A 12,809-nucleotide genomic window follows, 5' to 3' on the forward strand; every position below is an offset into this window, starting at 1 on the left:
CCCCAAGGGCTGGGCACAAAAAAAGCGGCCATGGCCGCTTTTTGAATGGGTGGGTACATTGCTTAGTCAACCAAGCCGACGTAGACGTTTTGCACGTCGTCGTCGTTTTCAATACCGGCCAAAAAGGCTTGCACTTCTTCTTGTGCGTCGGCTGGCAGGCTGCTCATACTGACCGGATTTTTGGCCTTATAGCCCAGCTTGGCCGACAGCACTTTGATGCCCTGCTCTGGCAAGGCCTTGCTGACGCTGTCCAGGTCGCTGGGCTCGGTCAGGAACAAGGTCACGCCTTCTTCTTCACCGGCTTCAAAATCCTGTGCACCGGCCTCAATCGCGGCCATCTCCACATCCGCGCCGCCTTCTGGCTCGCCTTCGATCATGCCCACATGGTCAAAATCCCATGCAACTGCCGTCAGCTGGCCTTTACGAAAGCACACGCGCATATTGGGCGCGGTGCGGTTCGGGTTGTCGGTCAGGCACTCGACCATCACCGGCACGCGGTGTGGTGCATAGCCTTCAAACAAGACGGTCGAATAATTGACGGCATCAGCGCCAGCGCCCGAGCCTTTTTTAATCGCACGCTCCAATGTGTCTTTAGGCATCGAAGCCTTGCGTGCGGCTTCAATCGCCATGCGCAAGCGCGAGTTACCGGTCGGATCACCGCCGCCCATGCGGGCAGCCACGGTGATTTCCTTGACCAACTTACCAAACAGTTTTCCTTTGGCATCAGCGACCAGCGCCTTGCCTTTTGCTTTCCATTGCGCGCCCATGGTCGCGAATTCCTTTACAAGATAGTGGCAGCACGGTGGCTGCGATGAGGGCATTAAGAGCCTATTCAAAGTCTCCACGCAGACCGCGTTGAAGCCCAAACGGATACGCTGCGCGGCAAAAACCGCAGTCGGGCTATCTGCCCGGCGAGGATTTTTAACAAAGCAGCGTGCCTTTTGGGCTCCAACCCGAAGGGCAAGGCACAAAAAAGCGCATGACTGCGTTGCCCGTTTTGCTCATACAGACGTATGAGCTGCAACAGGCGCTTGTACTGCCTCTTTTTAGTGCCTTGCGCGACTGCGTCGAGACTTTGAACAGGCTCTAAGAATCTGGGCGCAACCCATTGCGTCGCATCGCGCCCATCACCCACGAACCGGCATCAGACAAANTCTGGGCGCAACCCATTGCGTCGCATCGCGCCCATCACCCACGAACCGGCATCAGACAAAACCTTTGCCCACGCCAATTCAATAACCAGCCCGCTATTATCTACCTTGCGCGCAGTCAAGCACTCTTATGCCACACGGCTGGCTTATAAATTGTGGGGCCAGGCGACTTGTGCTGGTGCATGAAAACGCTCAATCCTGCTCTTTCACTGCCCGCTGGTACACCTGCAAACAACGCGCGCGCGCCTCGGTGTGCTCGACCATGGGCGCTGGATAGTCGCCCTTGCCAAACTCAGGCACCCATTGGCGCACATAGGCGCCATCGGGATCGAACTTTTTGGCTTGCAGCGTCGGGTTGAACACCCGGAAATATGGCGCTGCATCGGCGCCTGAACCTGCCGCCCATTGCCAATTGCCCACGTTGGCCGCCAGCTCGTAGTCCAGTAGGTGCTTGGCAAAATAGCGCTCGCCCCAGCGCCAATCGATCAGCAAGTGCTTGCACAAAAAGCTCGCCACGACCATACGCACGCGGTTGTGCATAAAACCGGTGGCATTGAGCTCGCGCATACCGGCATCGACCAGCGGATAGCCAGTTTGGCCTTCGCACCAGCGTTTGAAATCGGCCTCGTTATTGCGCCAAACGATGTTGTCATAAGCGGGTTTGAACGAGTGCGTGACAGTTTTTGGGAAATGCCACAGCAGGGTTTGAAAAAACTCGCGCCAGATCAGCTCATTCAAAAATACCTCGCTGCCGTCAATCGCCTGCTGCGCCAAGGCCCGGATGCTGCCTGTGCCGAAACGCAAATGGATCCCCAAGCGGGACGTGCCATGCACGGCAGGAAAGTCGCGCTGCGCACCATACTGCGCCAATAAGCTGCGGGCAATGCGTGGCGGCGCAAACTGCAGGTCAGTGCGCTCAAAGCCCAGGCTGGCCAAATCTGGGCGCTGGGCCGGCAGTTGCAATTGCTCTGAGCGCGCCAAATTCGCTGCATAGCGCTCGCTCGGGTAGGCTTGGAGAAAAAACGGCGTCAGCTGTTTTTTCCATTTGCGGCTAAATGGCGTGAACACTGTATATGGGCTGGCATCGTCTTTGACGACTTCGCTTTTCTCAAACACCACCTGGTCTTTGAAGCGGTGTAGCGTCACGCCTCGGCTGGCCAGACTGCGTTCAACCACCGCATCGCGCTGCAGCGCATCGGGCTCGTAATCGCCATTGGTGTAGACCGCCTGCGCGCCATAGCGCTGCACCAACTCTGGCAGCAATTTGGTCGGCTCGCCCACACCAACATGCAAGGCACTGCCGTGGCTGCGCAGTTGTTGGTCCAGCACCTCCAGCGCTTGCGCAATGAAGTCGACGCGGCGGTCATAGCGCGGCAGCTCGGCCAAAATACCGGTGTCGAATACGAACACCGGAATCACACAGTCAAAACGTTTCAAGGCCTCGTACAGGCCTGCATTGTCATGGACCCGCAAGTCACGACGAAACCAGAATATGGCAGTGCCTTCGCGCATAGTGGCCTTTCTTGGTATCTGTGCTGAAAGAAAAAGCGGCCTATAGCCGCTTCATGGATGCTGCGCCTAGTGCCACAACGGCACGGCCAGGATCGCCAAACAAAGGATCTACCCAATCAACCGTAATGGCAAATGTAGTGGAAAGCGTCTTTCACACGGATATTGAATTTGGCGTTGCCAGCAATCTTAAACGATTGGCCTGCCGTGCATGGCAGCCAGGCACCGCCCTCTTCCAGCTGGTATTCGCAGCTGCCTGCCACACATTCCATGATCTCAGGGGCGGCCGTGCCAAACGTCAGCTCGGCGGGCAAGACCACACCGACCGATTTGTTTTCGCCCTCAGCGGTCACAAAGCTGTGGCTGACGCATTTGCCATCGAAATACACATTGGCTTTGGTGGTGATAGAGCGGGCGTTCAGGGTTTCAGTAGTCATGGCAATGCAAGCGAAAAAGACCGAGGGTCTGTGTTGGACAGATGAGCGTAAAGAATCCCAATTCTAGGGCTTGCAGGTTGAAGCCAGCGCAGATCGCTGCAAAAATTGGCCGTTTTTGCAGCGACCTGCCTATCTCATTGCTGTGCGCTGGCGAAAATCATGGCTGCCGCTTTCTCTGCAATCATCAGCGTTGGGCTATTGGTGTTGCCACTGGTGATGGTTGGCATGATGCTGGCGTCGACCACGCGCAGGCCAGCAATATGGCCGCCTTGCCCATCGAGCACACGCAGCTGTGAATCCACGACCGCTTGGCGGTCGTCAGCCCGGCCCATTTTGCACGTACCTACCGGGTGAAAAATGGTGGTTGCAATATCGCCTGCCAAGCGGGCCAGATCATCATCGCTTTGGTATTGCACACCGGGCTTGAATTCTACTGGCGCATAAGCAGCCAAAGCCGATTGCGCGACAATGCGCCGCGTCAAACGCAGGCTATCAGCAGCTACCTGGCGGTCTTCGGCGGTGCTCAGGTACTGCGGCGCAATCGCAGGTGCATCGGTGAATTTCGGCGAAGTAATTGTCACCGAGCCGCGCGAAGTTGGATTAAGGTTGCAAACACTGGCCGTGAACGCATCAAAACCATGCAATGGCTGGCCAAATGCCTCCAAGCTCAAGGGCTGAACATGGTATTGGATGTTCGCCTTGGTATAGTCAGCCGAGGAGCGCGTGAACACGCCCAACTGCGAGGGCGCCATGCTCATCGGCCCCGAGCGTTTGAGCGCGTATTCCAGTCCGATCATGCCCTTGCCCCACAGCGAAGCGGCCTTGGTATTCAAAGTCGGTGTGCCTTTGATCTGGTAGACCGAGCGAATCTGCAAATGGTCTTGCAGGTTCTGTCCCACGCCTGGCAATTGCACCACCGGCGCAATGCCGTTGGTCTGCAATAGCGCGCCATCGCCAATGCCAGAAAGTTGCAGAATCTGCGGCGAGCCAATGCTGCCCGCGCTCAGAATCACTTCAGCTGCCGCATGCACGGCCAGGCTTTGGCCCGCTTTGTTGACCTGCACACCGATGCAACGCTGGTTGTGATTGGGTTGCAGCTGCAGCAACAACCGCTCGACCTGGCTTTCGGTCCAGATGGTCAGGTTGCGGCGATGGCGAATCGGGCGCAAAAAGGCTTTAGCGGTATTCCAGCGCCAGCCCTTGCGCTGGTTGACCTCGAAGTAGCTGACGCCTTCGTTATTGCCTTGGTTGAAATCTTCGGTGGCAGGAATGCCTGCCTGCACACAGGCCTTGGCAAACGCATCCAAAATCGGCCATTGCAGGCGCTGTTTTTCCACCCGCCATTCGCCGCCCATGTCGTCTGCGCCACGGTTGTGCGCTGCGCCATGCCACTGGGCAAAAGCTGCGCGGGCCTCGGGCGTGGCAAACCCAGCCGCACCGGCGTCGAGCCGGTAATGGGATTCGTGCTGGCGAAAGTGCTGCAATACCTCGGGCCAGCGCCAGGAGTCATCGCCACTCAAGTCGGCCCACTGCTCGTAATCGCGCGCCTGGCCGCGCATATAAATCATGCCGTTGATGCTTGAACACCCGCCCAGCGTCTTGCCACGCGGGTAACGCAGCACGCGGCCATTCAAACCTGGATCGGGCTGGGTATTGAACAGCCAATCGGTTCGCGGGTTGCCAATGCAATACAAATAACCCACCGGTATATGAATCCAGTGGTAATTGTCTTTGCGCCCGGCTTCCAGCAACAAGACGCGCTTGCTCGGGTCGCGGCTTAAGCGATTGGCCAGCAAGGCCCCGGCCGTGCCTGCGCCCACCACAATATAGTCAAACGTGAGGCTTGCGCCTGCTGGCGTTGTTGCGGCCATGCGTTGTGTCTCCTTCCCATTACCATGGGCTTGGCGCAGGTAATTGTTCTGATGGGCAATGGCCAGCGCCGATGTTCTTTTCTCGTATTGGTGCACCGAGAGGCCAAGTGTGCTGCCGTTCAACAGACCAGCACACATGGCCATCTATGGCATTATTGACTGGTTGGCATCACAAACTCAGCACCTTTGGCCGTCGCTTCTGGCCAGCGCTGCATGATGCTTTTCTGGCGCGTGTAAAAACGAATGCCTTCTTCGCCGTAAGCGTGCATGTCACCAAACAGGCTTTTCTTCCAGCCGCCAAAACCGTGCCAGGCCATAGGCACAGGAATTGGCACGTTGATACCGACCATGCCGACTTCAATCCGGCGGCCAAATTCGCGGGCAATATGGCCATCGCGTGTGTAGCAGCTCACGCCGTTGCCAAACTCGTGGGCATTGATGATGTCAATGGCTTCACCAAAGTCCTTGACACGCACGCAAGCCAATACCGGGCCAAAAATCTCTTCCTTGTAGATGCGCATATCGGTGCTGACATGGTCAAACAAACTGCCGCCGATCCAGAAGCCTTGCTCGCAGCCTGCGCCGGTTTGCGCAGCATCGAACTGGCGGCCATCGACCAGCAGCTGCGCGCCTTCGGCCACGCCTTGCTCGATGTAACCGGTGATGCGCTGTTTGGCCGCGGCCGTCACAATCGGGCCCATTTCCGCATCCAGGTTTTCGCCATTGAGCACCTTGAGGGCTTTGGTGCGCTCAATCAGCTGTGGCAGCACTTTCTCGGCGGTCCCCTCGCCGACAAACACCGCCACGCTGACGGCCATGCAACGCTCGCCGGCTGAGCCATAGGCGGCGCCAACCAAGGCGTCAACCACTTGGTCCATATCGGCATCAGGCATCACGACCAAATGGTTTTTCGCCCCGCCCAGCGCTTGCACGCGCTTGCCATGGCGTGCGCCGGTCTCGTAGACGTAATTGGCAATCGGGGTCGAGCCGACAAAGGAAACCGCTTTGACATCCGGGTGTTCCAACAAACTGTCGACCGCCAGCTTGTCACCTTGCACAACGTTGAAGACACCATCTGGCAAACCCGCTTGCTTGAGCAAATCGGCCATGAACAGGCTGGGACTCGGGTCGATTGGGCTGGGTTTGAGCACAAAGGTATTGCCAGCTGCCAGCGCCATCGGGAACATCCACATCGGCACCATCACCGGGAAATTGAATGGTGTCACGCCAGCGACCACGCCCAGCGGCTGGCGCACAGTCCAGTTGTCGATATTGGTGGAGACCTGGTCAGTGAAATTGGTTTTGAGCAAATGTGGCGCGCCGCAGGCGAACTCCACAATTTCAATGCCACGCGTGACTTCGCCTTGCGCGTCGGTGAACACCTTGCCGTGCTCGGCGGTGATCATGCGGGCCAGGTCGTCTTTGTGGGTGTTGAGCAGCGCCAAGAAGCGATTGAGAATGCGGGCGCGGCGCAGCGGCGGCAGATTGGCCCAGGCTGGCCAGGCGTTTTTGGCCGCAGCGACAGCGGCATCCACATCGGCATGGCTGGCCAGTTGCACCTGGCCGGTCACAGCGCCGGTAGCAGGGTTGAACACATTCTGTTGTTGGCCGCTGGTTGCGGGGCGGACTTGGCCATCAATCCAATGGGCAATCGTGGTGGTCATGCTAACTCTCCCAAAAAGAACGCCATGCACAGACATGGCTTGATGAGCGCCAGTCTAGAAGAGCCTGCCTGTTTTGAGAAGTCAAAAAAATCAACTACATTGTTCAATATTTCAAACAATCAAAAAGCCATTGAACCAATGCAAGAGCAGTCCAGCATGACCGAACCCGCCCCCAACGCCCCATCGTCATTGCAAATTGGTGACAATCTCAGCGACATGCATATGCTGATGGTACTGGGCGAAACGCAAAGCTTCACCCAAGCAGCGCAGCGCCTGGGCCTCTCCAAGGCAACCGTGAGCCAACGCATCACAGCGCTGGAGCGCGCAGTCGGCATTGGTCTGGTACAACGGTCGACCCGCTCGGTGGCCTTGACTGCTGCCGGCCAGCAATTGGTCGACGACACGCGAGGCTCGTTCGCGCATATTGAGCACAGTTTGGCCGCAGTGCGCGATCTGGCCACGACCCCACGTGGTCTGGTGCGCCTCAGCGCGCCCGTGGCTTTGGGCCGCCAGCACTTGATGCCAGCACTGGCGAGCTTTGCGCACCAGTTTCCAGAAATTCGCATTGAGCTAGACCTCAACGACCGACTCGTGAATCTGGTGCAAGAAGGGTTTGATCTGGCCATCCGCCACAGCCAGGCCGCGCCCGATAACAGCGTGGCCTGGCCCTTGTGCAGCAGCCAATCCATTCTGGTGGCAAGCAATGCGTATCTGCAGCAACGAGGCATGCCCAGCTGTCCGGAAGATTTGGCCCAGCATGATTGCCTGGTCTACCTGCGTGGGCGCAACCACGGCCTGAGCTGGACGCTGGTGCGCGAACAAAGCCAGCAGCCATCGGAGCACCGGCATGTGGCGATTCAAACAGCTGCCTTCAAAGCCAATAACAGTGAGCTGCTGCGTGAGGCCGCGCTGGCAGGCCTGGGCATTGCCTTGCTGCCGGATTTCAGCGCGCAACTGCAAGCCCATGAGCCGCGCCGCCTGGTGCGGGTGCTGCCCCAATGGCAGTCGCAAGGTTTTTTTGGCAACCAGATTTTTGCGATCAGGCCGTGGGCACCGCAAGTGCCGCGTGCGGTGCGCTGCTTGGTCAACCATTTGCAAGAAGCCTTTAAAGCGGGCTTTACGCCCTTTGGCAACCAGTAAAGACGATGGCCTTGAATGCCAAACGCTGGGGGTTGTCAGCGCTCTGGCTCACCGTCCTTGCGCTCTGGCACAGACACCTGGGGCAAGTGCGCCCGCGGATGGGCAGCGTCATACACTTTGGCCAAATGCTGAAAGTCCAGCCGCGTATACACCTGAGTCGTCGCGATATTCGCGTGGCCCAGCAACTCTTGCACCGCCCGCAAATCACTGCTGGACTGCAGCACATGGCTGGCAAATGAATGCCGCAGCATATGCGGGTGCACCGGCACGGGCAGTCCCGCTTGCTGGCTGCGCTGGCGCAAACGCAGCCAGGCACTTTGCGCACTCATGCGCTGGCCACGGCTGCTGATGAACAAGGCGGGCTGGTCTGGCCAACGTGCCGCTACATCACGCACTTGTAGCCAGGCTTGCAAAGCCGCCAAAGCGGGCGCACCGACCGGCACGCTGCGGCGCTTTTGTCCTTTGCCAATGACATGGGCTTCACCCGCCAGCATATCAATCCAGCCACGGCCTTGTTGTTCCGCCTGTGCGCTGGCCTGGGTATCCAGGCCCAGAAGCTCGGCAATCCGCAGACCACTGCTGTAGAGCAACTCGGTCATCGCCGCATCGCGCAGCTCCAGCCAACCGGGCGCTGTGCCATTGCCAGCATCTGCCAGTTCGCTGCTGCTGCGCCTGAAGGCTGCCAGTTGCACGGCATCATCGGCACTCAGGGCTTTGGGTAAGGGCCTGGCCGCTTTGGGCGCCTTGATATCGAGCACTGGGTTATTGGGCACCAAACCTTGCAACACCGCCCAATGGTAAAAACCGCGCCAACCACTGAGAATCAGCGCAATGCCACGCGCACTGCGGCCTTGGCTGTGCATCAACGCCACTTGCTTGCGAATATGAAAGGCTTGCAGTTGCAGCACATCCTGCTTGGCTTCAGTGGCAGCGCGCTGCAGCTTGCGCATGTCCTCGGTGTACAAGGTGACTGTGCGAGCCGCCAAGCGCTTTTCCACCTCCACGTGTTGCAAGTAGGCCACCATCGCGCTGTGCAAATCGGTCTGAGCGTGCGTATCAGGCAATGGGTCTGCTGGAGGCTGGGACGAAGACGAACGCGCCATTGAGGCTTACTCCAGTGGCAGTTCAGCCTGCGCGTCTGTTTGACGGGCCAGCCGCTCTTGTTCCTTGACCCAGGTCACGGTCGCATCAGGCAGCAAACGCTGCATCGCAGCGCTGGCCAGGCTGGCCAGACGCACCAGCAACTCGGTGCCCATTTCCTGCTTGAAACGATGGCTTTCTGGCGAAGTCAGCAACAAATAGCCGAAGGTGATGAAGTTGTCACCGAGCACGCCAGCGCGCAACGGCAATAGGGCAATCGACTGCACCTCATCCAGATTCGCACCTTCACCGGCCAGGCCTTTGAGGCCTTCAACACTGCCACGCGGACCACAGTAAGGCGCGGGCAGACTGGCAATATGCCCTTTGCTCTCTTCTGCTACCAAAAGCACCTCGGGCAACTGGGCAAACTGGGCATCCAGGTCCCACAGGCGCAAATACACATTGGGCACATCAAACAGGGCCTGCAATTGTTGCGTGAGCACGGTAGGCAACTGCAAGGGATCGCGCTCCTTGAGCATCGCCTGCGTCCACGCATGGGCTTTTTCGATGATGTGCATGTTCTCGGAGCCGTAGCCCATCATCTCAACGATGGTTGCCTCCAGCCCTTTGACTTTCTCCCTGAGCATGCTGGTTTGCCGCTCATGCAGACTGACTGTTTTGCCACCATGGGGACTGGCCAATTGAACGGTACCCAGCACTTCGGCAAACTGCTCGAAAAATTCTGGATTGCTGATCAAGTAGCTGGCAATGTCCTCCTCAGAGCGAAGACTTGCTTGATTAGGTGGCAAATGTGTCATGGTGATGCAGGAATTTCAATAGTGCCTTCAAAAACGGTCAAAGCCGGCCCAGTCATCAGCACAGGACTGCCTGCGCCTGCCCATTCTATGGTCAGCATTCCGCCCTTGGTTTGGACATCGACGCGTGAATCCAACAGTCCCATCGCAATCCCACTGACAACTGCGGCGCAGGCGCCGGTGCCGCAAGCCAGGGTTTCGCCGGCGCCGCGCTCATAGACCCGCAGCGCAATCCGGCCTCTGCTTTGCACTTCCATAAAACCTGCATTGACCCGCTGGGGAAAGCTGGGGTGTGACTCAATCCATGGCCCCATTTGCAGCACCGGGGCCTGCGCGGCCGACTCCACCAGCTGCACGGCATGGGGATTGCCCATCGACACTGGCACCACCCACACGCCTTCGGCCCCCGCCTCTGCAGGCAGCGGCAGCCACCAACGCTCTGCCTCACCGGCTGCCTGGTTGCGCAAGCCGTTGGGCAGGAACGGAATAGCCTCTGCGGACCAGCGCGGCAGCCCCATATTGACAGTCACGCGCCCATCCTCCTGCAACTGAGGCTCAATGATGCCCGCACGCGTGCTGACACGGATCGCCGTCTTGGTAGTCAGCTGCTTGTCATACACATAACGCGCAAAGCAGCGCGCACCATTGCCGCACTGCTCGACTTCACCACCATCTGAATTGTGAATCACGTATTCAAAGTCGACTTTGTCGGCAAGAGAAGCAGGCGCTGCACGCACTGTCAGAATCTGGTCTGCCCCAACGCCAAAATGCCGATCGGCCAGCCAGCGGTACTGCGCCGCCGTCAAGCCCGAAGGGCCTTGCGTTTCATCGAGGACAACAAAATCATTGCCCGCGCCTTGCATTTTCGTAAATGGGATATTCATGCCTTCATTGTTCCATGAAACGTCTCTTCTGTCGCACAAGTGCCTTGGTCCAGGTACGCGATTGCGGCCTCTTGCAGACCACCTCCACCACCTCAATCAGAGTCAGCTTCGCAGCCCGCTTGAACAAGCCGATTAGAGCCAAATAAAAATACCATTTATTGTCACATCTACAGTATTAGCAATTACTTGTGCAGTCTTGGCGCCAACCAGCAACGCCTTATACGTTATAGTTTGTTATTTCTCGCCACACTTCAATTCAATATACGGCAGGCAAGCATGTTTGATTTCATACGCAAGCACCTCAAGGTGGTCATGATTGTGTTCTTTCCACTTGTGATCTTTGCATTTGTGTTTGTAGGGATGGATCCCTCCATGTATACACAACGCAGTCCAGTGGTCGCCAAAGTCGGCAGCACTGAAATCACACAAAATGACTGGGACTTCCAGCAGCGCAATTACGCAGACAATGCCCGTCAATCCAATCCGCAGCTGACCTCTGCCGAGCTGGACTCCCCTCAGCAGCGTTATGTCGTGCTCGAAGGCTTGGTGCGTGACGCGGTCTTTGCCCAGGTCATCAATGACCGCAACTATGTGATCAGCAATAACCAGTTAGCCCGAGACCTGGTCAAACAGCCTGAAATTGCAGCCCTGCGAGGCGCAGATGGCCGCATGGACATGCAAGGCTACCGCGACCTGCTGATGCAATACGGCATGAGTTCAGAAGGCTATGAGGCCAATGTGCGCCGCCAGTTGGCGATGCAGCAAGTGCTGGGCATTGCGCAAACCACCTCCATTCTCACGCCCGTGCAGGCGAACTTGGCTGTTGATGCCGTGTTCCAAAACCGCAATCTGCAGGTCAAGCGCTTCACCGCCGGCGACTACGCAGCGCAGGTTGCTGTCACGGACGAAGCCCTCAAAAGCTTTTACGACGCCAACCAGGCGCTGTTCCAGCGCCCCGAACAAGTCGACATTGAGTATGTGGTGCTGGATTTGCAGCACCTGATGGACCGCATCGAGATCAATGAAGAAGAGCTGCGCAGCTACTACGAGAACAACAAGGCGTCCTACGCAACCAGCCAAGAGCAACGCCATGCACGCCACATCTTGTATGCCGCAGACACCTCGATGTCCCAAACACAGCGCGATGCGGTGCGTGCCAAAGCAGATGCAGCGTTGAAACAGCTGCGCGAAGATCCGAGCCGTTTTGAGGCGATTGCCAAAGCCGAATCCGACGACACGGGCAGCAAAGACAGCGGTGGCGACCTGGGCTTTTTTGGCCGCGGCGCGATGGTGGCGGACTTTGACAATGCCGTCTTCAAGATGCAACCCAACGACATCAGCGAGGTCATCCCGACTGAGTACGGCTACCACATCATTGAGTTGGTTGACATCAAGCCAGCGGCCATCCCTGCGTACGAAGAGCTGCGTGATCGCCTGGCCCAGGATGTGAAGAACAACCTTGCACGCAACCAGTTTCTGGAGCAAGCCGAGACACTACGCAATATTGCCCACGACCAATCCGATTCGCTGCAACCAGTTGCCGATGAGCTGGGACTGAGCATTCAAACAGCCAAAGGCCTCTCACGCACACCACAGCCTGACAGCCCTGAGGTGCTGCAATCAGCGCCGGTACTGCAAGCATTGTTTGACAGCCGCGCGACCCAGGACCGAGAAAATATCGACGCAGTGGACATTGGCAACAGCCAAATCATCACCGCCCGTGTGGTTCAACTCAACCCAGCCCAGGTGCAGCCCTTGGACGAAGTCAAAGACCAGGTAAAAACTTTGCTGATTGAACAAGAGTCCGCACAATTGGCTCGCCAGGCTGGGGAAGAGGCCCTCAAAGCATGGAAAGCGGATGCGAAAAACACCGAAGGCAGCGAAGCGATGCTGATCTCGCGCCAGCAACCACAAGGCCTGTCTCCAGCGGATGTGAACACGATCTTGACTCTGCCAAGCACACAACTGCCACAAGTGCTGGGTTTCACACAAACCGACGGCAGCTACCTGGTGGCCAATGTACAAAGCATTGCCCCATTGTTTGCCGAGAGCATGGATGAGCAACAGCGCACCCAATTGCGCGATATGTACGACATGCAAGTTGCACAATCCTTGGCAGCCGCCGAGACTGAGGCCTACTACGAAGTACTCAAACAAGCATTAAAAGTGCAAATTCGCGCTCCTAGGCCTTAATAAACAAGAAAAATAGTATATACTTACGTTTTTATTCGGTGGCTGTAGCTCAGTTGGTAGAGTCC

Annotated in this window: 10 protein-coding genes; 2 read left to right on the top strand and 8 right to left on the bottom strand. The window is 57.5% G+C overall.

All coding sequences use genetic code 11. From position 1 onward, the window contains the following. Positions 1 to 62: 62 nt before the first annotated feature. From E8K88_RS16035 to E8K88_RS16055, 5 genes are all read right to left on the bottom strand, one after another. Positions 63 to 767, bottom strand: a complete 705-nt coding sequence (locus E8K88_RS16035) for a YebC/PmpR family DNA-binding transcriptional regulator (RefSeq protein ID WP_136407689.1) — start codon at positions 765 to 767, stop codon at positions 63 to 65. A 576-nt stretch (positions 768 to 1,343) separates the two neighbouring features. Next, complete coding sequence (locus E8K88_RS16040) at positions 1,344 to 2,663, bottom strand: cryptochrome/photolyase family protein (protein WP_136407690.1); 1,320 nt, start codon at positions 2,661 to 2,663, stop codon at positions 1,344 to 1,346. Between the two features lie 116 nt (positions 2,664 to 2,779). Then, positions 2,780 to 3,097: a pyrimidine/purine nucleoside phosphorylase gene (ppnP, locus tag E8K88_RS16045; RefSeq protein ID WP_136407691.1), complete on the bottom strand. Its 318-nt coding sequence runs from the start codon at positions 3,095 to 3,097 to the stop codon at positions 2,780 to 2,782. A 134-nt stretch (positions 3,098 to 3,231) separates the two neighbouring features. Next, positions 3,232 to 4,968 (bottom strand): GMC family oxidoreductase, encoded by a 1,737-nt coding sequence (locus tag E8K88_RS16050; RefSeq protein WP_136407692.1) that lies wholly within the window; start codon positions 4,966 to 4,968, stop codon positions 3,232 to 3,234. Positions 4,969 to 5,120: 152 nt separating this feature from the next. Beyond that, a complete protein-coding gene (locus tag E8K88_RS16055; protein WP_136407693.1) occupies positions 5,121 to 6,632 on the bottom strand; it encodes a CoA-acylating methylmalonate-semialdehyde dehydrogenase in 1,512 nt (503 codons plus the stop codon). 156 nt (positions 6,633 to 6,788) lie between these two features. Between E8K88_RS16055 and E8K88_RS16060 the strand changes: the two genes are divergently transcribed. Next, on the top strand, positions 6,789 to 7,772 hold the full coding sequence (locus E8K88_RS16060; protein WP_136407694.1) for a LysR family transcriptional regulator: 984 nt from the start codon (positions 6,789 to 6,791) through the stop codon (positions 7,770 to 7,772). A 35-nt stretch (positions 7,773 to 7,807) separates the two neighbouring features. Here E8K88_RS16060 and E8K88_RS16065 read toward each other — a convergent pair whose 3' ends face one another. The 3 genes from E8K88_RS16065 to dapF are packed head-to-tail and all read right to left on the bottom strand — an operon-like array spanning position 7,808 to position 10,551. Beyond that, positions 7,808 to 8,875, bottom strand: coding sequence for a tyrosine recombinase XerC (locus tag E8K88_RS16065; RefSeq protein ID WP_420813590.1), 1,068 nt, complete (start codon positions 8,873 to 8,875; stop codon positions 7,808 to 7,810). Positions 8,876 to 8,881: 6 nt separating this feature from the next. Continuing rightward, the gene (locus E8K88_RS16070) at positions 8,882 to 9,670 is read right to left on the bottom strand and encodes a DUF484 family protein (protein WP_136407695.1); all 789 of its coding nucleotides are present in this window, start codon (positions 9,668 to 9,670) and stop codon (positions 8,882 to 8,884) included. Continuing rightward, positions 9,667 to 10,551, bottom strand: coding sequence for a diaminopimelate epimerase (gene dapF / locus E8K88_RS16075; protein WP_136407696.1), 885 nt, complete (start codon positions 10,549 to 10,551; stop codon positions 9,667 to 9,669). Before dapF ends, E8K88_RS16070 begins: the two co-directional genes overlap by 4 nt. Positions 10,552 to 10,827: 276 nt before the next feature. Between dapF and E8K88_RS16080 the strand changes: the two genes are divergently transcribed. Beyond that, positions 10,828 to 12,744, top strand: coding sequence for a SurA N-terminal domain-containing protein (locus tag E8K88_RS16080; RefSeq protein WP_136407697.1), 1,917 nt, complete (start codon positions 10,828 to 10,830; stop codon positions 12,742 to 12,744). The last annotated feature ends 65 nt before the right edge of the window (positions 12,745 to 12,809 follow it).

The organism is Lampropedia aestuarii (assembly GCF_004803635.1).
Taxonomy (GTDB): Bacteria; Pseudomonadota; Gammaproteobacteria; order Burkholderiales; family Burkholderiaceae_C; genus Lampropedia; species Lampropedia aestuarii.

What these genes read in the sequence shown, in the direction of transcription:
- E8K88_RS16070 (WP_136407695.1), bottom strand. Translation starts at nt 9,670, where the DNA reads ATGACACATTTGCCACCTAATCAAGCAAGTCTTCGCTCTGAGGAGGAC.
- E8K88_RS16035 (WP_136407689.1), bottom strand. Translation starts at nt 767, where the DNA reads ATGGGCGCGCAATGGAAAGCAAAAGGCAAGGCGCTGGTCGCTGATGCC.
- E8K88_RS16050 (WP_136407692.1), bottom strand. Translation starts at nt 4,968, where the DNA reads ATGGCCGCAACAACGCCAGCAGGCGCAAGCCTCACGTTTGACTATATT.
- E8K88_RS16055 (WP_136407693.1), bottom strand. Translation starts at nt 6,632, where the DNA reads ATGACCACCACGATTGCCCATTGGATTGATGGCCAAGTCCGCCCCGCA.
- E8K88_RS16040 (WP_136407690.1), bottom strand. Translation starts at nt 2,663, where the DNA reads ATGCGCGAAGGCACTGCCATATTCTGGTTTCGTCGTGACTTGCGGGTC.
- dapF (WP_136407696.1), bottom strand. Translation starts at nt 10,551, where the DNA reads ATGAATATCCCATTTACGAAAATGCAAGGCGCGGGCAATGATTTTGTT.
- E8K88_RS16060 (WP_136407694.1), top strand. Translation starts at nt 6,789, where the DNA reads ATGACCGAACCCGCCCCCAACGCCCCATCGTCATTGCAAATTGGTGAC.
- E8K88_RS16080 (WP_136407697.1), top strand. Translation starts at nt 10,828, where the DNA reads ATGTTTGATTTCATACGCAAGCACCTCAAGGTGGTCATGATTGTGTTC.
- E8K88_RS16065 (WP_420813590.1), bottom strand. Translation starts at nt 8,875, where the DNA reads ATGGCGCGTTCGTCTTCGTCCCAGCCTCCAGCAGACCCATTGCCTGAT.
- ppnP (WP_136407691.1), bottom strand. Translation starts at nt 3,097, where the DNA reads ATGACTACTGAAACCCTGAACGCCCGCTCTATCACCACCAAAGCCAAT.